We start from the raw sequence: 22,299 nt of genomic DNA, 5'->3' as shown, positions 1-22,299 counted from the left end.
GCTTACTTTTACGACTGCGAATACAATTCTCACACCCAACCCTTACCCAATGAAAGTTACCGTAGTTGGGGCTGGCAACGTGGGCGCTACCTGCGCCGACGTATTAGCCACCCGCGAAATCGCCAACGAAGTAGTTCTGGTTGACATTAAAGAAGGCTTTGCCGAAGGCAAAGCACTGGATATCTGGCAAAAGGCTCCCGTTATCGGTTACGACACCCGTACGGTAGGTGTTACCAACGACTACAGCCGCACGGCTAACTCGGAAGTAGTGGTAATTACCTCGGGCCTGCCCCGCAAGCCCGGTATGAGCCGCGACGACCTGATTTCGACCAACGCCGGCATCGTCAAATCGGTAACCGAGCAGGTGGTGAAATACTCGCCCAACGCCATCATCATCGTGGTATCGAACCCGCTGGACGTGATGACCTACCAAGCGCACCTGACCTCGGGCCTGCCCCGCGAAAAGGTGTTCGGCATGGCTGGCATCCTGGACACGGCCCGCTACCGTGCCTTCCTGGCTGAGGCCCTGAACATGAGCCCCAAAGACATTCAGGCCGTACTCATGGGCGGCCACGGCGACACGATGGTGCCCCTGCCCCGCTACACGACCGTAGGCGGTATTCCCGTAACTGAGCTGATTGGCAAAGAAGAGCTGGACGCCATTGTGCAGCGCACCGCTGTAGGTGGTGGCGAGCTGGTGAAGCTGATGGGTACTTCGGCCTGGTATGCTCCCGGCGCCGCGGCGGCTCAGATGGTAGAGGCCATCGTGCGTGACCAGCGCCGCGTATTCCCCGTCTGCATCGAGCTGCAGGGCGAATATGGCATCAATGGCGTGTACCTGGGCGCTCCGGTTATCCTGGGCAAAAACGGCATCGAGAAAGTTATTGAGCTCCAGCTCAACGACGAGGAAAAAGCCCTGCTCGAAACCTCGCGCGGCCACGTGAAAGAAGTAATGGACGCCTTGGACAACATGAGCAAGGCTAACGCTTAGTTCTAGTTTAGTGCGCTTAGAGAAGCGGCCGTTCTGCCTTGGCAGGACGGCCGCTTTTTTTATATTTACTTTCTACTATTGTTTTTGCTTACTTATGACTGCCGTCCGACTTGAAACAGCGCTGACTCAGCTGGCCAACCCCGAACGGGCCGTCCTACTGCGGCGGTTTTTCAAAACGGGCCCCGGCGAATACGGCGAAGGTGACCAGTTTCTGGGCCTTACCCTACCTCAGCAGCGGGCAGTGGCGCGGGAGTTTCGGCAACTGCCAATGGCCGAAGTAGAAATGCTGCTGGCCAGTCCCTGGCATGAGCTCCGCCAAACCGCTCTGATTATCTGGACGCTGCAATTTCAGAAAGCTGGTCCGAGCGGCCGCACGGCCATTCACGAGGCTTACCTGCGCAACCGGCGGCGCGTAAACAACTGGAACTTAGTGGATATTACCTGCCCGCTGCTCATTGGCACGTATCTGCTGGACAAGGACCGCACGCTGCTCTACGCGCTGGCCGCTGAGGAGCACTTATGGAGCCAGCGCATGAGCATTGTTTCGACGCTAGCCCTGATTCGCCAAAACCAGTTTGCTGATACGTTTGGCGTGGCTGAGCAGCTCCTCTCCCATCCCCACGACCTGATTCACAAAGCTACTGGCTGGATGCTGCGCGAAGTGGGCAAGCGCAACGAGGACGCGCTGGAAGAATTCTTGGCTGACCACACCCGGCAGATGCCCCGCACAATGCTGCGCTACGCCCTGGAAAAGCTTCCTCCGAACCGCCGGCAACACTACATGCAGCAGTAAAAAGCCCCGCCGATTTGCATTGGCGGGGCTTTTTACTGCTGCAATAAACTCAGCGAAAAACGGACCCTAAGTGGCTTTACTTCTGGCTAGCTTTAAACAATTTCTGCTTTTCGTCTTTGGAGAGGCTTTCGTAGCCGGAGCGGGAAATCTTGTCCAGAATCAGGTCGATTTCGTCCTGCTCGGGGTGGTTGAGCGGGCCTCTCTTAGCCTGGGAGGCCTCGGTGGCGCGGCCATGCGTCGTGCTCGTGCGAGGCCTAGCCGATACCAAGTTGCCCACAAAGTCGCCGACGGCCTGCACCGGACGGCCCAGGTCCCGGCCGGCCTGTAGCTGCTTGATAAACACAAAGCCCAGCAGCGCCCCGCCCAAATGGGCCAGCATGCCGCCCGCGTTGCCGCCATTAATGCCGGCAATGGACAAGATAACCACCACGGCGGCTATGTACTTGATGCGCACGGGCCCCAACAGAATGATGCTGAAGGTGTAGTCGGGCATGAGCGTAGCGGCGGCCACGATGATGGCTGTGACGCTGGCGGAGGCGCCATATAAAATAGCGGGACCACCGCGCAGGGCCGGAACCAGGTTCAGAGCCAGCACGTACAGCGCTGCCCCGCACAGGGCCCCAAGCACGTACAGACTCACTAGGCGCCGGTCGCCGAGGTACTCCCGCACCAGGGCGCCAAACCAGTACAGGTTCAGCAGGTTGAACAGGATGTGGAAGAAATCGAAGTGGATGAAGCTGTACGTCAGCATCGTCCAGGGGCGGGTGAGCAGCGTACCCGGCACCGAGGGCACGGCCAGCCACTCCAGCACCGGCAGATGGCCATTCTTGCCCCCGGTCAGCAGAAACATAACTGTCCGCAGCAGAATGAAGGCCACGAATACCAGCACGTTGATCAGCAGCAGCTGATTCAACGCATTGTCGCGCCGGCTGAAAGCAGTACGGATATCGTTGACAATACTCATGGTGGGCTCAACAAGCTAGTAGAAGCGGGTCCGACCCCGCTCCCAGAATTTTAACACAATAAACCCAATCAACAATCCGCCCAAGTGGGCGAAGTGCGCCACATTGTCGCCTGGGGTCCGGTGTACGCCATTGTAGAGCTCATACAACGCGTAAAGGCCCACAAAGTATTTGGCCTTGATCGGAAAGGGAAAGAACAGCAGCATGAGCTCCGTGTTCGGAAACAGGTAGGCAAAGGCGAACAGCAGCCCAAACAACGCCCCTGACGCGCCCAGCATCGGGGAGTTAAGGCCGGCCGCAAGCAGTTGCTCCATCGAGTTCAGCGCACCCTGAATCAGTTGGGGGTCGTCGGGCGTTTTGTGCAGCTGCTGCACGACGGGCTCATAGGCACCTTTATAATCGGGTAGGCTACGGTCCACAAAATCCTGCAAGTTGACATCCGTCGGTTCCTGGCGAAAGGTCTCGATGTCCTGGCGCATGCGGCTTATTTCATAGTGGCGCACCCCTGAATAGAGCACGCCGGCCCCGATGCCGCAAATCATCCAGAAGGTCAGAAACCGGTTGCCGCCCCAGCGCTGCTCCAGCAGCGGCCCGAAGGAAATCAGGCCGAACATGTTGGAAAGAATGTGCCCCCAGCCGCCGTGCATGAACATGTACGACACGAATTGCCAGGGCTGAAAGTGCGAGGAACCGATGGGGTACAAGGCCATCATGTTCACCGCCGGTATCTGACTCTGCAGAATGAAGACACCGATATTGAGGAAGAGCAGTATCCGAACTGTCGGAGTAAGATTGAACATGCAGGGAAAATAGAGGCCAAATCAGGGTTTACGGAAAAGGTCCTGTAGCTGGTTGACCTCCATCAGTACCAGGGTCCGCCGACCGTCAGGGGTATAACTGGGCACGGAGCAGGCAAACAGCCGGTCGACTAGGGCCGTCATTTCCACGTCCGACAACCGGGCATTGTCGCTGCTGGTGGCCAGGCGGCGGGCCAGGGCCCGTACCAGCTGCTCGCGCCGGTCGAGGCGCACGGGGCCGGAATGATTGCGGAACTGCTCAATCAGGCCCTCCAGCAACTCCCGCTCGTCACGGTTGGCCACGTCGGCCGGAATGCCTTCCACGGCAATGGTATTGGGTCCGAACTCGTTGAAGCGGAAGCCCAAGTCGTGCAAAGCAGCCGAGACTTCGCGCAGAATGGCAAAGTCCTGGGGCGTGAAGGTGACGGTGCGCGGAAACAGCAGGGTCTGGGAGCTGCCACTCTGCCGTTCCAAGGCCTGAGCGTACTGCTCGTAAAGTATCCGCTCCCGGGCCGCCACCTGGTCAATCAGCATCATCCCCGACTTCACCGGCACCACCAGATACTGTTGGTTGATCTGGACCACACGGTTGCCCGGTCCGGCGGTTTGCTCGGGCAAGGGCAGCTCGGGCGCGGCTTCTTTGGCCGGTATCGGGTTCGAAATCACCAGCGGATTGGTGGCCTTTTCGAATTTCTCCACGGCCGCCGGCGTGTCGGCTTCCGGCAAATCGGGCACGATGGTTTGGCCCAGCGACTTGTAGAAAGCCTCCAGTTCGCGCTTGGCTTGCTCGGTGGGGCGCTGGGGCAACGCTCGTTCACTGCCGCCGCTTTTGCTGCCTTCCTTGGGCGCGGGAGCCGCAGCCCGGGCCGCGGCCGAAGCCAGAGCATCGGGGCGGTAGTCGTCGCCAAACGGGTTGGCATTGGGCGAGGCCCGCAGGGGCTGAATGGGGGCAAAATTCACGTCGCCCTCGAAGTCCAGCGACGGGGCCATGTTGTGAATACCCAAGGATTGCTTCACGGCGGCCCGCACAATGGCGTACACGGTTTTCTCGTCCTCAAACTTGATTTCCGTCTTCGTGGGGTGCACGTTGATGTCGATGGCCTTGGGGTCGAGTTCCAGAAACAGCACGTAGAACGGGTGGGTATCCTTGGGCAAGAGGCCTTCGTAGGCGGCCAGCACGGCGTGGTTGAGGTAGGCCGAGCGGATAAAGCGGTTGTTGACGAAGAAAAACTGGTCGCCCCGGCTTTTCTTGGCCGACTCGGGCTTGCCGATGTAGCCTTTCACCGAAATAAAGGGCGTGACTTCCTCGCAGTGGGCGAGTTGCTCTTTATAGCCGTTGCCGAGCAAAGCCACGATGCGCTGGCTGAGGCGGCCGGCCGGCAGGTTGAAGACTTCCAGGTCGTTTTGGTAGAGCGAAAAGGAAATCTGCGGGTTCGACAAGGCCACGTGCTGAAACTCGTCCAGGATGTGGCGCATCTCCACCGCGTTGGTCTTAAGAAAATTGCGCCGGGCCGGCACGTTGTAGAACAGGTTCTTGACGCTGATGCTAGTGCCGTCGGGGCAAGCCACGGGCTGCTGGCTCATCACCTGGGAGCCCTCGATGAGCAAGAGCGTGCCGGTGTCCTGGTCGCGCTGCTTGGTGCGCAGCTCCACCTGGGCCACGGCCGCAATGGAAGCTAGGGCCTCGCCGCGAAAGCCCAGGGTCCGAATTTTAAACAAGTCTTCGGTAGTGCGAATCTTGCTCGTAGCGTGCCGCTCCAGGCTCATGCGCGCATCCGTCGGCGACATGCCCGCCCCATTGTCGACCACCTGCACGAGCTGTTTGCCCGCTTCTTTCACAATAAGCTGCACCTGCGTGGCCTTGGCGTCGACGGCGTTTTCGAGTAGCTCTTTGACTACCGACGCCGGACGCTGGACCACCTCCCCTGCCGCAATCTGGTTGGCAAGGTATTCGGGGAGCAACTGAATTACATCCGCCATCGACCGGGAACTGAAGGTGATACTGAATTGGTTAGCAACGCTTACTACGGGAACCAGATGCCAGAAAACGTCCGACCTCGGAATTTTATCCGTAAGTTTGCGGCCAACTTTTGTGTGCGCCACGCCATACGGTTCTCCGTTTGGGCGCGTTAGAAGAAAGGAAAACAGGGAGCTGAAAGCCACCAAAAGTGGCCGAATCCCTGGCACGATTTTCCTTTCGGAAGTACACAAAAGTAGGGCTATTTCCGCTCAGATTCAACTTTACGACGCTACCACGGGAGTCAATGCTCAAGGAATTTCGGATTAGTCTCTTACTGGTTATCCTGGCCGTTACGGGTCTAATCATCTCGTCGGCGGCCCCCAAAGACAAGGACGTACGGCCCATGTCGGCGGCCGAGCAAACCTGGGTCGACAGCGTATTTGCCACCCTCACTCCCGACCAGCGCCTGGGGCAGCTGTTTATGGTGGCGGCGTACTCCAACAAGGACAAAAAGCACGTAGCGCGCATCGACGAGCTGGTAAAAACCTATGGCATCGGCGGGCTGATGTTTCTACAGGGCGGCCCCAAGCGGCAGGCCTTGCTGACCAACCGTTACCAGGCTGAAGCTAAAGTGCCCCTGCTCATTGCCATGGACGCCGAATGGGGCCTGGATATGCGTCTGGACTCCTCCATGCACTTTGCCAAGCAGATGACGCTGGGCGCCATGGACGACGACCAGTACGTGTACCAGATGGGCCGCGAAATTGCCCTCAAGCTCAAGACGTTGGGCGTGCACGTAAGCTTTTCGCCGGTTATCGATGTCAACTCCAACCCCGACAATCCGGTTATCGGCAACCGTTCCTTCGGGGAAAACAAAGAGCAGGTAGCCAAGCGCGGCGTATCCTACATCCGCGGCCTGCAGGACCACGGCGTAATGGCCGTCGTGAAGCATTTCCCCGGTCACGGCGACACCGATGTGGACTCTCACGTTGCCCTGCCAGTTATCAACTCCGACCTGGCCCGCCTGACTAATGTGGATCTGTACCCCTTTCAGCAGGCGTTTCAATCGGGGGTAATGGGCGTAATGGTGGGCCACTTGTACATGCCCCTGTTCGACACGGTGCAGTCGGTATCGGCTACTATTTCCCATAACCTAGTGACGGGCATGCTGAAGGAGAAAATGGGCTACAAAGGCCTGGTTTTCACCGACGCGCTCAATATGAAGAGCGTTGCCAACCTCTATAAGCCCGGTGAGCTGGATGCTCTGGCTTTGCTGGCCGGCAACGACGTGCTGCTGTTTTCGGAAGATGTACCCGTGGCGCTGCAGCGGATTCGTGAAGCCGTGGCGGCCGGCAAAATCAGCCAGGAAGAAATTGATTTGCGAGTCCGTAAAATCCTGCGCGGTAAGTACTGGGCCGGCCTGAACCGTTACCAGCCCGTCGATATTCCTAACCTGGCCGCCAACCTAAGCCGCCCACTGAGCCGCACGGTGCAGCAGCAGATTTATGAGCACGCCGTAACGGTGGTAAAAAATGAGGACGACCTGCTGCCCTTCCACCGCCTCGATACGCTGCGCATTGCCACTGTCACGATTGGTGCCGCCACGGGCAGTACGTTCGGCACTATTATGAACAAGTACCAGAGTGGCCCGGTATACTCGGTGCCTAACCGGTACGCCGTCGACTCGACCTTTGCCCGCATCAAGACGCGCCTGACGCCTTACAACGTGGTGGTGGTGAGTCTGCACGGCATGAACAACACGCCGGCCCACAACTACGGCATTGGCGAAGGTGCCCTCAAGTTTTTGAAGGAAATCCAGGCCGACCCCAAACTCAAAACCGTGGTAGTGGTAATGGGCAATGCTTACGCCCTGAAGCACGTGGAAGAGGTCCGCAACCTGGTGTGCGGCTACGAAGACAACTACCCGTCGCAGCTAGTAGTGCCCCAGGTTTTGTTTGGCGCTCTGCCGGCCAAAGGCCGTTTGCCCGTCACGGTGTCGCCGGCCCTGAAGGCGGGCCAGGGTTTGCCCACGCCCGACTTCCGTCGCCTGCGCTATGCCACACCCGAAAGTGAGGGTTTGGATTCGCGCATCCTGAGCCAGATCGACAACATTGCCCTGGAATCGGTGGCCTACGCTGCGGCGCCCGGCTGCCAGGTGCTAGTGGCCAAGGACGGCGCCGTGGTGTTCGACAAAAGCTACGGCTACTGCACCTACGACAAAAGCCAGCCGGTGGAAAGCAGCACGCTGTATGACCTGGCTTCAGTAACCAAAGTGGCCGGTACGCTGCAGGCCGTGATGTACCTCAAGGACCAGGGCAAGCTCAACCTCGACGCCAAAGTAGCCGACTATCTGCCGGAGCTCAAGAGCTCGAACAAGAAGGACATGACCGTGCGCGACGTGCTCCTGCACCAGGCGGGTCTGAAGCCCGGCATTCCTACCTGGGAGCGGACCGTGGGCAAAAACGGCCTGAAGCCAACTTTCTACGCCAGCACCCGCTCCGAAGAGTTTCCGAATGAAGTGGCACCTGGCACCTTCAGCACCAAGGCCGTGGATGACTCGGTCTGGACCTGGATTGTGCGCAGCAGCATGCTACCCAAAGTGAAGGGCAAGTACCCGATTGAGTACAGCGACCTGAGCTTTATGATCCTCAAGCGCTTAAGCGAAAAGGTGTTGGGTGGCCCCATCGACGATTTCCTGGACAAGACGTTCTATAAGCCGCTGGGGCTAACCTCCATGACGTATAATCCGCTGGAGCGTTTCCCCAAGTCCTGCATTGCCCCCACCGAAAACGACACGTATTTCCGCAAAACCCAGCTTCAGGGCACCGTGCACGACCAAGCCGCTGCCTTACTAGGCGGCGTAGCGGGCCATGCGGGCTTGTTTGCCAATGCCAACGACTTGGCCATCCTGATGCAGATGGACTTGCAAAACGGCCGCTACGGCGGGCAGCGCTACTTCCAGACCCCAGTAGTGACTGAATTCTCCCGGCCCCAGGTAGCGGGCAATAAGCGCGGCCTGGGCTGGGACCACGGCAACCCTGAGAAGCCCGAAGGGCCCACGTCCAACCTGTCGCCAGCCAGCACCTTTGGGCACACCGGCTTCACGGGCACCTGCGTGTGGATGGACCCCGAAAACAAAATCCTCTACATCTTTCTTTCCAATCGGGTGTACCCCGACGGTGGCAACAACAAATTGCGCCAGTACAACATCCGCACGCGCATCCACGACGTTATTTACAAGTCTTTGCAAAAGACATGATCTGTTGCCTGACATTTCTGTTTCTTTGACTCCGCAATCGGCGGTGAGGCGCTCCTCTGGGCGACTTGCCGCCGATTTTGTTTCTAGCCCTCCCCTTCCTCTCTCATGAATATCGGCATCGTTTGTTACCCTACGTTTGGCGGCTCCGGCGTAGTAGCCACGGAGTTGGGCAAGGCCCTGGCGCTGAAAGGCCACCGCGTGCACTTCATCACCTACAGCCAGCCCGTGCGGCTCGACTTCTTCAACGAGAACCTGTTTTACCACGAGGTCTACATTCCGCCGTACCCGCTGTTCCAGTTTCCTCCTTACGAGCTGGCGCTGGCTTCAAAGATGGTCGACATCGTACAGAACGAGAAGCTTGATGTGCTGCACGTGCACTACGCCATTCCGCACGCCTCAGCGGCTTTCATGGCCAAGCAGATTCTGCGTACCAAGGGTATCACCGTGCCGGTCATCACCACCCTGCACGGCACCGATATTACGCTCGTGGGCAAGGACGCCAGCTACGAGCCGGTTGTGACTTTCAGCATCAACCAATCGGACGGGGTAACGGCCGTATCGGCCGACTTGCGCAAGGAAACCTACGAGTACTTTGCCATCGAGAAGGACATTGAGGTTATTCCCAACTTCATCAATCTGGAGCGGTTCAAGAAGCAGAACAAGGGGCACTTCAAGGCCGCTATTGCTCCCAACGGCGAAAAGCTGCTGGTGCATACCTCCAACTTTCGCTCAGTGAAGCGCGTCGACGACGTGGTGAACATCTTCGCCGGAGTGCGGCGCCAGATTCCGGCCAAGCTCTTGCTCGTGGGTGACGGCCCTGACCGGCCCCGCATTGAGAAGTTGTGCCGGGAAATCGGCTTCTGCGACGATATCCGTTTCCTGGGCAAACTCGAAGCCGTGGAGGAAGTGCTCAGCATTGCCGACTTGTTTTTGATGCCCTCTGAGAAAGAAAGCTTTGGTTTGGCTGCCCTCGAAGCCATGGCCTGCGAAGTGCCGGTTATCAGCACCAATGCTGGCGGTATTCCCGAGCTCAACGTGCACGGCGTAACGGGTATGCTCAGCGAAATCGGCGACGTAGACGACATGGTCAAAAATTCCCTCTACGTGCTGGAAGACGACAATCTGCCCCGCTTCAAGGACGCCGCCCGGGCCCGGGCCGAGGAGTTTGCCGTCGAAAATATCGTCCCGCTCTACGAAGCCTGCTACCAGCGCGCCATTGATGCCCAACTAGCCGCGGTGTAGGAATAGTTATTAGTTGTTTGTTGTCAGTTATTAGGCTCCTAGCCTAATAGAAAAGCCCGCTCAGTGACTGAGCGGGCTTTTTGCTTCAAAACAAATATTGCCCGTGACGAACAACTGACAACGAACAATTAATAACTAGAACAGCCCCGATGCTTCGCGCTTGACGGCCAGCAAGGCCTGAGTGGTGGGGTCTACCTCGTCGGTAATCAGGGTTTCGAGCACGCGCTTGGCCAGCTCGGTGCCGCGGGCCTGCTGGGGCGTGGGCAGGGCGTGGTAAGCTTTGTTGATCATCGTCAGGATGTTTTCCTTGGCCTGCTTGACCTGCTCCCAGGTTTCGGGGCTCATATAGAGCTGCTGGCTGAGGTTGTGCTCGTACTCGGCCCGGATTTCGGTCATCAGCAGGCGGTGGTATTCGGAAGCTGTTTGGCCAGCACTGCTCAGGCGCACGAGCAGATTGTTGGGCGTGATGCGCTCCAGCAGCAGCGTTACTCGCTCGTAAGCCTGCAGGCGCAGGGGCAGCGTGGTTTTGGAATTCTCCAGGCGCAGCTCAATCAGGCGGCGCTGCTGCTCTTTTTCCAGATAGTTCTGAATCAGAAAATACAGGGAACCGGCCACAATCAGGGCGGGCAGAATAATCTTGAGCAAATCGAAAACGTACGCGGTGGTGTCCATGCAAAAAGGAAAACGACTATTTTAGAGAGAACAAGGTCGGGAAATATTCGGTGAACCGGATACCGGGTCTTGCTGTTCTATACGGGTTGGGGCTGCGGGTGTATGCACCGGGCTTCGTATCTTTGCGCTTACTCTTCTAATTCAGAACGCACTATGGCAACGGCCGTTTCAACTAAGATTGCTCCCATCACCCTCACGCCGGGGGCATTGGTCGAGGTAAGAAATATCATCGAGGACAAGAAAGTGCCGACCGAGTACGGTCTGCGCATCGGCGTACAGGGCGGCGGCTGCTCGGGCATGAGCTACCTGCTGGGCTTTGATAAAGCCAAGGACAACGACGAAGTCTACGACCTCGACGGCCTGAAGCTCATCATGGATAAAAAGCACGCCATGTACGTACTGGGCATGGAAGTTGACTTCCAGGACGGCCTCAACGCCCGCGGTTTCGTCTTCAACAACCCCCAGGCCAAGAGCACCTGCGGCTGCGGCTCCTCCTTCTCAGCCTAAACAGCACTTTTTTGTAAAGCAAGGCCTACCTATCCGGCTTGCTTTTACCCGAATTGCCTAAAGCGTTCCGGCCATAAGCCGGAACGCTTTTTTGCATTATGGCTAGCCTATCAGAACCCAGCCGCTATGGCACGCTACGCGGTGGGTGCCGTTCAGCGTGCCATAGCGGCTGGGTTCTAGAATACTTGGCCCAGTGATAAGTGGACTCTTCACTAGGCCACCTTCTTGCTGGATCAACAGTGTGCAGACCGATGCTCTGCATCAGCGGTGCTGTAGGTCTACACTCGGGCTTTAGTTGTGCTGGAAAGACCGCCGGAATGCCAGGGGCGAAAGGGCCGTTTTGGTCTTAAAAAACCGGCTGAAGGATTGCGAATGCTCAAAGCCCAGCGCGTAAGCTACTTCACTCACCGACAAGCCCGTGGTGGCCAGCTGTTCCTTGGCCTGCGCGAGAAGTTTGTCATGGATGTGTTGTTGGGCGCTTTGGCCGGTCAGCGTGCGGAGCAGGTCGCTCAGGTAGCTGGGCGACACGTGCAGACACTCCGCCAGGTACTGCACCGTGGGGATGCCCCGGCTTAGCAGGTCTTCGGGGCGGAAGCAGTCGGCCAGCGTTGCTTCCAGCCGTTGCAGCAAGTCGCTGTGCACGGCTTTGCGCGTGAGAAACTGTCGTTTATAGAAGCGTTGGGCGTACGTGAGCAGCAGCTCAAGCTGAGCAATGACCACGTCCTGGCTGAATTCGTCGAGGCGGCTGCTTAGTTCGGCTTCCATGGTATTGAATAGCGCCAGCAGGAGGTTTTTCTCCTGCTCCGACACATGCAGCGCTTCGTTGGCCGAGTAGGTGAAGAAGTTGTACTGCCGGATCTTTTTGGCCAGCGGGTAACCCGTCAGAAAATCCGGGTGCAGCAGCAGCGTGTACTGGGAGCACGCCCCTACTCCCTGCTCCTGGGTGCCGCCAATCACCTGGTTGGGGGCGGCAAACAACAGCCCGCCCTCCTCGAAATCATAATAACCCTGTCCGTATAAGAGCCGGCTGCTGAGCCGGGGCCGGTAGGATATCTTGTAAAAGCTCAGCACGTGGGCATGATGAGCACCGCTACTCGCTACGGGCGCTGGGGCGGCGTGCACAAGGCTAATAAGCGGATGCAAGGGTGGCGGTAAGCCCAGGGTCCGGTGAGCCTCAGACAAGGAAGCAAACCGCAACGGGGCATTTTCTTGCTTTTTCATGTTTCTAAGATAGTACCGGGAGCAGCTGGCAGCTAAACTACCAGTTGGCGGGGTAGTTTAGTTGGCGTCGCCCTGGGCCGCGTTGGCCACAGTTTCCCAGGCTTCCCAGGTAGCTAGCCGCTCAGCGTAGGCTTGGCGCACCCAGGGCAGGTTGTGGCGGCCCAGAAATAACCGCAGCGGCGGCTGCTCGGCATCGACTACGGCAAACAGGGCCGCCGGCGTAGCGGCTGGGTTGCCTCGTTCCATGCTCCCGAGACCAGCGAAGAAGTGTTTTTTGAACTCGGCGTAGACCTCCAACCCGGGCGCAAACCGCAACGACTCGGGGCTGCCAAACTCGGTGGCGTAGGCCCCGGGCTCAATGATGGTGACTTTTATACCAAACGAGGCCACTTCGGCGGCCAGGCTTTCATGAATCGCCTCGAATGCCCACTTGGAGGAGCAGTAGTAGCCGATAACCGGCGAGGTGACGTGCCCCAGGCCGCTGGAAATGCCCAGAATGTGGCCACTGCCCTGGGCGCGCAGCAGCGGCAGCACAGCCTGAATAACCGAAATAGCCCCGTATACATTGGTTTCGTACAGGGCCCGGATATCGTCCAGGTGAGCTTCCTCGATGGTGCCGACTAGGGAATAGCCGGCGTTATTGAGCACGACATCGAGCCGCCCGAAGTGCCGGTGCGCCTGGGCCACGGCCTGCTGTACCTGCTCGGGGTTCGTTACGTCCAGCGCTAGCGGCAAGATGTTGGCACCGTATTTCTCGGTTAAGTCGGTGAGGCTGGCCAGGTGGCGGGCGGTGGCGGCTACTTGGTCGCCGCGTTGCAGGGCGGCTTCGGTCCAGATGCGGCCGAAGCCGCGGGAAGCACCCGTAATAAACCAGATTTTGGGCGTTGGGTTAGGAGCAGATGCGGGGCCGGTTATTCCGGCGGTGTGCAGTTGAGTGGTCATGAGTACAGTGGGTTAGTGAACAGGACAAAGGTCCATCCTGTCTGCTAGCCGCTTGTAGCCAGATTGGGGAAGTTTGTAGCCTAACTGAGGGGTTAGTGGCCGGCCCACCGGGCAACCTTACTCAGCGGACCACCGCATTGATTTAAATCAGTTGCCCGCGCAGGCAACTATCGTTCGAGGTTCGGTAAAGCTGAGGCGGCCCGCGGCGGATGTTTCGGCCTTGGCCAGCGGCTGTTATTGTCGACAATCTTCTATTTTCACCCCGAGCCGTACTCTTGCCCTCTGCCGCGCCGGCAGGCGGATTTTGTTGCGCGGGGCACTGCATGCCGCTACCGTTCCAGCTTAATAGCCGCTACTCTCGTTCATTAGCATGACGTTCAGTTTCTTTGCGACGCCTGATTTTGACTTTGTCACCCAGTTTGGACAGTATCTGCAGGTGCCCGTGCGCGATGGCCAGGTGACCTTGCCCGAGTCCCTGGGCCAAGGCTACGTGCGCAAGCTGCAGTTTGGCGTCGATTTCAAGCTCACCATGCACCGCTACGAGCTGCACGAAGACCTCGTAATCCGGCGCCAGGCGGCCGGTGGGAGCAGCGACCAGATTACCATTTTCTTCTACAACAACGAGCAGCCGCTGGACATTGCCTACACCGACCATCCGCAGGTGCGGTTTTCCCAGCGTGAGGAGTCGGCGGTGCAACTCACGTCCAACGACTTGAGTTCTACCATCCGTTTTCCGGCCCGGCACGCCGTGCATTACCTGGTAGTGGCCCTCAAAACGCCCCGCTTGAAGGCGCTGCTAGCCGGGAATGAGCCCCACCCACTACTGAGCGCCCTGACGGCCGACGGCGGTTCCTTTCTGTTCTTGGAAAGCCTGGCGGCCGAAGCCAAGCTCCTGCTCAAGCACATTACGGAGGTAAACCAGCACGACGGCCTGAGCCATTTCTACATTCAGGTGAAGGTGCAGGAGCTGCTCTACCTCGTGTTTCGCAAGTTGATGCTGCGCGACGCAGCCCCGCACCAGCCCATCAACAGCGCCGACGCGGAGCGGCTTCTACGGGTACACGAGCAGCTGCTTACCGACCTGGGCACGCCGCCCGTCCTGCGCGAGCTGGCCCAGCAGGCGGCCATGAGCGAAACCAAGCTCAAGCAGCTCTTCAAGCAAACCTTCGGCAGCTCGGTGTACACCTACTACCAGCAGGCCCGCATGAAGGAGGCCGCCTTTTTACTCAAGCAAGGCCAGCACTCGGTGGCTGAGGTGGGCTACGAGCTGGGCTTTTCCAACCTGAGCCATTTCAGCCGACTGTTCGAAAAGCACTACGGCCTCAATCCCAAACGCTACGCGCAGTCGTAAAAGGCGCGCTAGCCGAGGTAGTTGGGCGGAAACACCTGCTGCCCATACGCCTGGGCCAGGGCCTGGATGCGCTGAATGGCCCCCTGGTCGAGCACTGGCGGGGGCAAAAACTGGCCGGGAGCTACCGGCTGACCGATTTCCTGAAAAAACTCGTCCAGGCCCGCCGGCACCACCGTGCACAGCAGCCGGGCCGGCTGCGCGCTCTTGTTTTTGAAGCCGTGCACCACGCCGCCCTTCGGAATGCGGATATAGGAGCCGGCGGTGGCTACGGTGGTGCCGAACTCGGACTTGACTTCCACTTCGCCTTCCACCACGAAGAAAGTTTCCTCGATGTCGGCGTGGGCGTGGGGGCCGGGGCCACCGCCGGGCGGTACCAGCATGTCGATGGTGGCGTAGGCGCCGGCGGTGTCCTGGCCGCTGGCCAGGATGCGGTAGTTGCTGCCCATTACGGCCAGCGTCTGGCCTTCGGTGGGCGCCAGAATGGTGGGGGCTTGTTTGTTCGTATCCATATCGTTTAGCAAAAAAGTATGGGGCAAAGGTGGGCGACACCGCAGCCCATTGCCACTCCAAAACGGCGCAAAAACAGTCCAATCGGGTAGTGCAGTCTGGCTGCCCGATCGGACTGTTTTTGCGCCGTTTTGCGCTACCACCTGCTCTGGTTGCCGCCCCACCTTTGCCCTGCGTTTTTCTTCACCCAACTGCCAACCCAGAGCGGGCTTGGCTCCCGCGAGCAGGCTGCCCGTGGTTCACTTTCTACAGCAACAACCCCATGCGTAAAGTATTGTACGACCGTTTCGGCGACGAACAGGTTCTGGCGGTGCGCGAACTGCCCACCCCCATTATTGCTCCCACTCAGCTGCTGATTCAGGTAAAAGCGGCTTCTATCAACCCCCTGGATTGGAAGATTTACCGCGGCGAGATGAAGCTCATGTCGGGCTCGAAATTTCCCAAGGGCGCCGGCATCGACTTTGCCGGTACTGTGGCCCAGGTAGGTGCCAGCGTGACCGGCTACCAGCCCGGCGACGCCGTATTTGGCTTTCTGGACGTCTTCACCGGCGGGGCCCTGGCCGAGTACGTGGTAGTTACCGAAGCCTTCATTGCCCCCAAGCCGGCCAGCATTTCGTTTGACCAGGCCGCGGCCCTGCCGGTTACCGGGCTGGCGGCCCTGCAGATTATCGACCAGCTAGCGGCCGTGGGCCCGGGCCAAGAAGTGCTCATCAACGGCGCCAGCGGCGGCGTGGGCCTGTTCGCCATTCAGTTGGCCAAACTGCGCGGTGCCCGCGTAACGGCCGTAGTCGGTCCGGCAGGGCTGACGCCTGCCACTCAGCTAGGAGCCGACGCGGTGGTAGACTATACCAAACAACACCTCAGCCAGCTGCCGCAGCGGTTTGATACCATCATCGACCTGTCGGACAAACTACCCTTTACCGTGGCTCGACGGCTGCTCAAGCCCCGGGCTACGTTTGTCAGCATGCTGCCCTCGCCGCTGGGGCTTATAGGGGCGTTTTTCCGCAGCCTGTTTTCGGGCCAGAAACACCGGATTCTTATCCTGAAGCCTACTGCCGCGGGTCTCCGGGACCTGGCTGCCCTGGCTCAGAATGGGCTGCAAATCCCGGTGGAGAAGGTGTATGACCTGGCCAGCGTGCGGCAGGCCTACCAGGAAACCAGCCAGGGTAAGGTGAAAGGTAAAGCGGTAGTCGTCCTCGGCTAAAGAACAACCGCCCGCCCTAAGAACTGGGCGGGGGGCACTTATCTATCCGATTAATCTTCTTTGGCTGGCCGGGGACTTCCTCATTTTGGTGGGCGACGCCAGCCGCTTACTTGGCGTAGTACAGGCGCTTCCATTCAACCGTGGAGCGGTATTCAGGCAAAGGGCGGCGCAGGATCTGAGCGCCCAAGGCCAGACTTACAGGCGTATCAACACCAAAAGCCCGGTCAAGCAGGCTGATCAGCTCATCAACGGGGTTGAGCACGGTGATGCCACCAGGGCGCAGCCTCATGCGTGTCCCGGTGCCGTTGACGACGTAGAAATAGATGGAGTAAGCAATGGCCTGCTGCTCGAGCCGGGCCTGGTCGGCCGGCAACAGAGCATAGGGTTTGCCGTCGAGGATAACCGGGGAGAAGTCGAAGAACAGGTACTTGTTCAGGAAGTTGTAAGCTTGCTGGAACACTTCCGGGGTTAACGCCTCCGCATACAGGCAATTTACGTTGGCATTTTGCACCCGCAGCCCGCCCGCTTCCCGCTCGATGCGGAACAGAGTGCGGGTGTCAATTTCCGGCTTATTGGGTTGGTACAGCAGATAGGGTTCCGTTGTGTTGCTCATGGCGAACTGAAATTCAGCGAATGTGCGGCAGGGCGGTTAGCTTGCAACTGCCTGCAGACTTTTTTGTCTTAGCAAAGATGCCCTCCAGGGTCCCAAGGTACGTTTCCCCGATTGAACGACTCTATGCCGCACGTCTCTTCTCTTTTTACGTTTTCCCGGCCGCGCTTTTTGCTGACCCTGACCACGCTGCTCGGCTGCCTGGGCGCTCAGGGCCAGGCCTTCACCCCAGTCGAAATAGCCCGCTGGCAGCAGCAAGCCAAGCAGGTCACCATCGTGCGCGACAACTGGGGCGTGCCCCACGTGACGGGCAAAACCGACGCCGACGCGGTATTCGGCCTACTGTATGCCCAGTGTGAGGACGACTTTGCCCGGGTCGAGGACAACTACATTGTGAACATCGGGCGGCTGGCGGAGGTGGAAGGCGAGGCGGCCATTTACCAGGACTTGCGGGCCCGGCTGTTTCTGGACTCCACCCAGGCCATTAGCATCTACCAGAAAAGTCCGGCCTGGATGAAGCAGCTGCTCAACGCCTTTGCCGACGGCACCAACTTCTACCTCTACTCCCACCCCACCGTGAAGCCCCGGCTGCTGCGCCGCTTCCAGCCCTGGATGCCGCTCATGTTCAGTGAGGGCAGCATCGGCGGCAATATCAGCGTGGTGCCCCTGGAGCGGCTCAAGAACTTTTACAGCCAGCGCAAGTCGACGTCGTGGGTGCGGCCCGACTTCGAGCGGCCCGACCGGGAGCCGGTGGGTTCCAACGGCTTTGCCATTGCGCCCGCCAAAAGCGCCAGCGGCCACGCCCTGCTCCTGATTAACCCGCACACCTCCTTCTACTTCCGGCCTGAGGTGCAGATGACCAGCGCCACGGGCCTGAACGCCTACGGAGCCGTAACCTGGGGCCAGTTTTTCGTTTACCAGGGCTTTAATGAGCACTGCGGCTGGATGCACACTTCCAGCTTCGCCGATTCCATGGACGAGTACCTGGAAACCGTGGAGCCGCAGAAAGACGGCACGCTGATGTACCGCTACGGCGGCAAACTGCGCCCGGTGCAAACCGCCAAAATGTCTATTGCCTACAAGCAGGCCGACGGCACAATTGCCCGCAAGGAATTCACCACCTACCGCACTCACCACGGACCAGTCGTGGGCCAGCAGGCGGAAAATAAGTGGGTGACGGTGCGCATGATGGACACCCCGCTGGAGGCCCTGGAACAGTCGTACCTGCGTACTAAGGCCACGGACTACGCCTCCTTCCAGAAGGTGATGCAGCTCAATGGCAACGCCTCGAATAACACCGTGTTTGCCGATAGCAAAGGCACCATTGCCTACTGGCACGGCAACTTCATGCCCCGGCGCGACCCACAATTCGACTGGAGCATGCCCGTGGATGGCAGCAACCCCAAAACGGACTGGAAAGGGCTGCATAAGGTGGAGGAAATTGTGCAGGTGAAAAACCCGGCCAGCGGCTGGATTCAGAACTGCAACTCCACGCCCTTCACCGTCTCGGGGCCAAGCAGCCCTAAGCGGGAGCAGTTTCCGGCCTACATGGCCCCCGACGCGGAAAACTACCGGGGCGTAAATGCCGTGCGGGTACTGAGCCGCAAAACCACGTTCACGCTCGACACGCTGATTGCCGCCGCCAAGGACCCGTATCTGGCCGGTTTCGAGGAGCTGATTCCGGCGTTGGCCAAGGACTTTCAGTTTGTGCTGGACAGCTCCAATCCGCCCGAGGGCGAGATTCTGGAGGCCATGAAGCTGCTGCGGGGCTGGGACAAACGCTACAGCAAGACCTCGGTGGCCCAGACCCTGGCTATTTACTGGGGCGAAAGAATTCAGAAGCTGGCCCGCACCCGCGTCACGCCCGATATGCGGCTCGACAACCTCTCGTTCACGGCCTTTGTCATTGCCAAAACCACGCCCACGGAGAAAGTCACGGCCCTGCAGGAAACCCTGGATGAGCTGACCAAGGACTTTGGTACCTGGAAAATGCCCTGGGGCGAGGTGAACCGCTTCCAGCGCCTGACGGGCAAGATTCAGGAAACCTACGATGATAAGCAGCCCAGCTTGCCGGTGGCCTTTACCTCCTCGGCCTGGGGCTCGTTGGCCGCGTTTGGGGCCCGCACGGCGCCGAATACCAAGAAACGCTACGGCTACGTGGGCAACAGCTTTATTGCCGTGGTCGAGTTTGGGCCGCGGGTGAAGGCCCGCTCGGTGCTGGCCGGCGGCAACAGCAACCAGCCCACCTCGGCCCACTTTACCGATCAGGCCGGGCTCTACGTGGAGGAGAACTTCAAGGACGTACTGTTCTACCCCGAAGACATCCGCCAGCACGCTGAGCGCACGTACTCGCCGGGGCAGTAAGCCGGGGCGGTCTGCGCTCAAAAGTCCGGTTAGGGCTTAGTCTCACTCAAATTGTCTAAAGCGTTTCGGTTATAAGCCGGAACGCTTTTTAGTTTCCACAAAAACCAAGCAAAGAGAAAGTTAATATTCATTTACGCATACCATTGCATTTATATAAGTATATATTTAGTGTATATTAATTCTAGTACCTAACCTCAGAAATAATGGCGCGTTATCGGCTTACCCTCAACATGGAATACATCAAGCATGCGGCCCAGGGGTTTCAATGGGGCGTAGAAAAAGCCGCAGCCTTAGGCTATGCATACGTCGAGCCCATGATCCACACCGGCTGGGATTTGCTGAGCGAAGTCGACTTTTTCCACTCTTTCTCCACGCAAGAGGATCCGTTGCTGATGCGGGATATTTGCCGGAAAGCGGGCGTGCAAGTGAGCAGTATTAGCGGGCATAGCCCCCTGATGAAGCCTGAAGCAGCCGTACCGCGCTTAACTCAGGCCATCGTGTTTGCCGCTGCCTGTGGCGCGAAATTCGTGAACACGGATGACATGAATAAGCCCGACTGGATGGACGATGAGCTGGCCCATACCCTGATGAAATACACCTTGACTAAGGCCAACTTCGTTGCTCAGCGGCATCAGGTATTCATTTGTTTGGAGCCCCATGGCACCTACAGCTGTACTTCTGCCGGGCTCTTACGCTTGGTTGAGCTAGTACCTTCCCCCTGGATTCGCGTCAACTGGGATACGGGCAACTTCTACTTGGCCGGCCTGGAAGACCCTTATGAGGGACTGCAGCGAGTGCGTGAGCAGGTGGTACACGTGCACGCCAAAGACATCAGTCGGCAACAAAGCCAGGCCGAGCGCGGGCTAGTAACGGGCACTCCGGTGGGCTGTGCCTGTGGAGAGGGCGAGGTAGACTGGGAGCGGGTTATACAAATCCTGGATCCGCTCGACCGGGAGATATTTCTGAGTGTAGAGTGCGGGCAAGTTGATGAGGCGGAACGAAGCCTGACTTATCTAACCAAGCTGCTGGGCAATAAACTACTCACTTCTTAACCCTCTTACACCGGGCCTGGGGTTGCACCCCTGCTTTTCTTACGCAACAAATCCGGGCTCCTGTACCGGGAACTGAAAATAGCCGGGGTGGCGTACGACGCTCGTCACCTTGCACCGTTCACGAATGCCGGATTCGAGACACGTTTCATGAACTCCTTAATTAAGAAAGCCCCGGCTATGCAGCTGGGGCTTTTTGCTTGTAATTTCAGAGTGCTTAGTAAGGGCTTTTTTCGGTCTTGATGCCAGCGGGCAACTCAAACGTGGCAGCGGCCAGCTTCATGGGCTTCACCTTGGTGGCTACGCTTTCCATGCTAAACTGCGGAGTATCGACGACGAACTTCAGGGGCAGCCTAAAACTCGAAGGTTTCGCAGTGCAGCACGGTGGGCTCGAATTCGAGCAGGTACTGGGCATCTTCGGGGTAGTAGCGGGCCTTTTCGTAGTCGGGGCCGGCGAAGCGCTGAATGCTCTCGTAGCTGTCCCAGCGGGTGACGGTCCAGAAGTGGCAGATGGCCCCGTCGAGGCGGCGCAAAACCTGGACGCCGAGGTTACCGGGGGTGTTTTTGTAGTCGGCAATGCCGGAGGCCTGGAGGTAGTCCAGGTAGGTTTCGGCGTGGTGGGCGGCGGTGGTGCCGTGCCAGATGCGGGTGATGATGGCGGGCATAGACATTAAATACGGTTTAGTATAGGGGGCTTTATTTCCCGCCCCAGGCCCGTTCAGGCGTGAGTCTGCGGTTCTTCAGGATGGAGAATACTTCTACGCCGCTTGGACTGTTGAATTCCGTAGCGGTTTCAATACCCGTTTCGTAGCAGTCGTCCAGGCTTTCGATCTGCCAGCGCACGAAGTAGCCATCAGAGTTTAAATACGGCTCAGCATAGTCGGCGCGGGTGGCTTCTACACGGGAATAAGCATCATCGCACGAAGTGGCTTTCAGCAGTACGTAACGTTCTTCGTATTTCTGCAGCCCGGTTTTAGCGCCCTCAATCTGAATGGCGACGGTCATTTTAACGCAATGAAACTTCAGCTTTTTTGCCGGTCTAAGTCGCTTCTTTTTGAGGCCGTTTACCTTGGTAATAACTACTCTATCCATGTCCGGCAATTGGCATAAAGCAGGCAGATTGTCGAGCGTAACTTCGGCCCGTACACTGCGGGGCCGGCGGCGCTCTACCATCTCTACGGTGTAGGACTGGAGCAAGCCCGAGTTTACCACCTCATCGATGTGGGCGCGCATGAGGTCGCCGATGGCAGCTTTCCTTTTTTCCGGGGCCAGGTCCAGCAACTGGTCATTGGCCGGCCAAGGGAAGTGAATCGTCACCGTGGCTACGGCCGAGGCCAAAGCGGCAGCTAGGGGCCACTCGTTTTCGTTCAGGATTTTGGAAAGGGCCATTAGGGAGCTAGTGTGAGTTATTTACCCTGGCTCGCCCGCTCAAACCGCACCTCCCCGCTCGACGTCCGGCCGGTTTCGTGCCAGCCCTGGCGGCGGTAGAATTCTTCGGCGCGGGTGCCGGGGGCGGTGCTGAGCCAGATGGGGTGAGTGGTTTGCTGGAAATACCAGGCGAGCAGTTGGTCGAGCAGGTTTTTGCCCAGGCCCTGGCCTTCGTAGTGGGGATGCACGAACAGGGCCCAGACGCTGTGGTCGAGTACGTCGGCAATGGCGAAGGCGACGATGCTGCCGGCATCTTCGGCCACCCAGCCCCGGCCGCGGCGGGTGAGGTAGTCCACGTAAGCTTCGTAGGGGACACGGGTGGGGTCAGACAGGCGGTTTTCGCGCACGGCTACGCGCACCTGCATGAGTTGGGGAATATCGGTAAGCAGGGCTTGACGGGTAAGCATAACGGGTGATTTTGGCCGGTGAAGGTACGCAGA

20 protein-coding genes are annotated in these 22,299 nt (G+C 58.7%); 9 read left to right on the top strand and 11 right to left on the bottom strand.

Features of this window, described 5'->3' with window-relative positions:
• Nucleotides 1-49 precede the first annotated feature (49 nt).
• Together mdh and MUN80_RS10800 are read left to right on the top strand one after the other, a co-directional pair.
• Entirely contained in the window at nucleotides 50-991 is a 942-nt protein-coding gene (gene mdh / locus MUN80_RS10805) for a malate dehydrogenase (RefSeq protein ID WP_244723566.1), read from the top strand.
• Nucleotides 992-1,085: 94 nt separating this feature from the next.
• Nucleotides 1,086-1,784, top strand: coding sequence for a DNA alkylation repair protein (locus MUN80_RS10800; RefSeq protein ID WP_244723563.1), 699 nt, complete (start codon nucleotides 1,086-1,088; stop codon nucleotides 1,782-1,784).
• 76 nt (nucleotides 1,785-1,860) lie between these two features.
• On the opposite strand, the gene MUN80_RS10795 is transcribed toward MUN80_RS10800, so the two are convergent.
• The 3 genes from MUN80_RS10795 to mutL are packed head-to-tail and all read right to left on the bottom strand — an operon-like array spanning nucleotide 1,861 to nucleotide 5,523.
• Complete coding sequence (locus MUN80_RS10795) at nucleotides 1,861-2,748, bottom strand: rhomboid family intramembrane serine protease (RefSeq protein ID WP_244723561.1); 888 nt, start codon at nucleotides 2,746-2,748, stop codon at nucleotides 1,861-1,863.
• Between the two features lie 15 nt (nucleotides 2,749-2,763).
• Nucleotides 2,764-3,546 carry a rhomboid family intramembrane serine protease gene (locus tag MUN80_RS10790; RefSeq protein WP_244723558.1) on the bottom strand — a complete coding sequence of 261 codons (783 nt, stop codon included), beginning with the start codon at nucleotides 3,544-3,546 and terminating at the stop codon, nucleotides 2,764-2,766.
• Between the two features lie 21 nt (nucleotides 3,547-3,567).
• Nucleotides 3,568-5,523, bottom strand: coding sequence for a DNA mismatch repair endonuclease MutL (gene mutL / locus MUN80_RS10785; RefSeq protein ID WP_244723555.1), 1,956 nt, complete (start codon nucleotides 5,521-5,523; stop codon nucleotides 3,568-3,570).
• A gap of 284 nt (nucleotides 5,524-5,807) precedes the next feature.
• On the opposite strand from mutL, the gene MUN80_RS10780 reads away from it, so the two are divergent.
• Together MUN80_RS10780 and bshA are read left to right on the top strand one after the other, a co-directional pair.
• Nucleotides 5,808-8,762, top strand: a complete 2,955-nt coding sequence (locus MUN80_RS10780; protein ID WP_244723552.1) for a serine hydrolase domain-containing protein — start codon at nucleotides 5,808-5,810, stop codon at nucleotides 8,760-8,762.
• A gap of 105 nt (nucleotides 8,763-8,867) precedes the next feature.
• A complete protein-coding gene (bshA, locus tag MUN80_RS10775; RefSeq protein ID WP_244677803.1) occupies nucleotides 8,868-10,004 on the top strand; it encodes an N-acetyl-alpha-D-glucosaminyl L-malate synthase BshA in 1,137 nt (378 codons plus the stop codon).
• A 135-nt stretch (nucleotides 10,005-10,139) separates the two neighbouring features.
• Here the strand turns inward: bshA and MUN80_RS10770 are convergent, their stop codons facing one another.
• Nucleotides 10,140-10,676: a DUF7935 family protein gene (locus tag MUN80_RS10770; protein WP_244723549.1), complete on the bottom strand. Its 537-nt coding sequence runs from the start codon at nucleotides 10,674-10,676 to the stop codon at nucleotides 10,140-10,142.
• 153 nt (nucleotides 10,677-10,829) lie between these two features.
• Between MUN80_RS10770 and MUN80_RS10765 the strand changes: the two genes are divergently transcribed.
• A complete protein-coding gene (locus MUN80_RS10765; protein ID WP_244677801.1) occupies nucleotides 10,830-11,183 on the top strand; it encodes a HesB/IscA family protein in 354 nt (117 codons plus the stop codon).
• A gap of 291 nt (nucleotides 11,184-11,474) precedes the next feature.
• Here the strand turns inward: MUN80_RS10765 and MUN80_RS10760 are convergent, their stop codons facing one another.
• Entirely contained in the window at nucleotides 11,475-12,404 is a 930-nt protein-coding gene (locus MUN80_RS10760) for a helix-turn-helix domain-containing protein (RefSeq protein WP_244723546.1), read from the bottom strand.
• 57 nt (nucleotides 12,405-12,461) lie between these two features.
• Nucleotides 12,462-13,346 carry an SDR family NAD(P)-dependent oxidoreductase gene (locus MUN80_RS10755; protein WP_244723543.1) on the bottom strand — a complete coding sequence of 295 codons (885 nt, stop codon included), beginning with the start codon at nucleotides 13,344-13,346 and terminating at the stop codon, nucleotides 12,462-12,464.
• A gap of 370 nt (nucleotides 13,347-13,716) precedes the next feature.
• Here MUN80_RS10755 and MUN80_RS10750 point away from each other — a divergent pair, with 370 nt between their 5' ends.
• On the top strand, nucleotides 13,717-14,697 hold the full coding sequence (locus MUN80_RS10750; RefSeq protein ID WP_244723540.1) for a helix-turn-helix transcriptional regulator: 981 nt from the start codon (nucleotides 13,717-13,719) through the stop codon (nucleotides 14,695-14,697).
• An 8-nt stretch (nucleotides 14,698-14,705) separates the two neighbouring features.
• Here the strand turns inward: MUN80_RS10750 and MUN80_RS10745 are convergent, their stop codons facing one another.
• Nucleotides 14,706-15,206, bottom strand: coding sequence for a cupin domain-containing protein (locus MUN80_RS10745; RefSeq protein WP_244723537.1), 501 nt, complete (start codon nucleotides 15,204-15,206; stop codon nucleotides 14,706-14,708).
• 260 nt (nucleotides 15,207-15,466) lie between these two features.
• Between MUN80_RS10745 and MUN80_RS10740 the strand changes: the two genes are divergently transcribed.
• On the top strand, nucleotides 15,467-16,408 hold the full coding sequence (locus tag MUN80_RS10740) for an NAD(P)-dependent alcohol dehydrogenase (RefSeq protein WP_244723534.1): 942 nt from the start codon (nucleotides 15,467-15,469) through the stop codon (nucleotides 16,406-16,408).
• Between the two features lie 106 nt (nucleotides 16,409-16,514).
• Here the strand turns inward: MUN80_RS10740 and MUN80_RS10735 are convergent, their stop codons facing one another.
• Nucleotides 16,515-17,021, bottom strand: coding sequence for a hypothetical protein (locus tag MUN80_RS10735; protein WP_244723531.1), 507 nt, complete (start codon nucleotides 17,019-17,021; stop codon nucleotides 16,515-16,517).
• Between the two features lie 123 nt (nucleotides 17,022-17,144).
• On the opposite strand from MUN80_RS10735, the gene MUN80_RS10730 reads away from it, so the two are divergent.
• On the top strand, nucleotides 17,145-19,382 hold the full coding sequence (locus MUN80_RS10730) for a penicillin acylase family protein (protein WP_244723528.1): 2,238 nt from the start codon (nucleotides 17,145-17,147) through the stop codon (nucleotides 19,380-19,382).
• 203 nt (nucleotides 19,383-19,585) lie between these two features.
• A complete protein-coding gene (locus tag MUN80_RS10725) occupies nucleotides 19,586-20,434 on the top strand; it encodes a sugar phosphate isomerase/epimerase family protein (protein WP_244723514.1) in 849 nt (282 codons plus the stop codon).
• Nucleotides 20,435-20,784: 350 nt separating this feature from the next.
• Here the strand turns inward: MUN80_RS10725 and MUN80_RS10720 are convergent, their stop codons facing one another.
• Genes MUN80_RS10720 through MUN80_RS10710 form a run of 3 tightly spaced genes read right to left on the bottom strand, consistent with a single transcriptional unit; the run spans nucleotide 20,785 to nucleotide 22,266 of the window.
• Nucleotides 20,785-21,096: an antibiotic biosynthesis monooxygenase family protein gene (locus MUN80_RS10720; protein WP_244723504.1), complete on the bottom strand. Its 312-nt coding sequence runs from the start codon at nucleotides 21,094-21,096 to the stop codon at nucleotides 20,785-20,787.
• Nucleotides 21,097-21,127: 31 nt separating this feature from the next.
• Nucleotides 21,128-21,820 (bottom strand): DUF4288 domain-containing protein, encoded by a 693-nt coding sequence (locus MUN80_RS10715; protein ID WP_244723501.1) that lies wholly within the window; start codon nucleotides 21,818-21,820, stop codon nucleotides 21,128-21,130.
• A gap of 17 nt (nucleotides 21,821-21,837) precedes the next feature.
• Entirely contained in the window at nucleotides 21,838-22,266 is a 429-nt protein-coding gene (locus MUN80_RS10710) for a GNAT family N-acetyltransferase (RefSeq protein ID WP_244723487.1), read from the bottom strand.
• Nucleotides 22,267-22,299: the final 33 nt, after the last annotated feature.

This window comes from Hymenobacter cellulosivorans, assembly GCF_022919135.1.
Taxonomy (GTDB): domain Bacteria; phylum Bacteroidota; class Bacteroidia; order Cytophagales; family Hymenobacteraceae; genus Hymenobacter; species Hymenobacter cellulosivorans.
The sequence above is the reverse complement of the archived record's forward strand: the minus strand, read 5'-3'. Positions and strand labels throughout refer to the sequence as shown.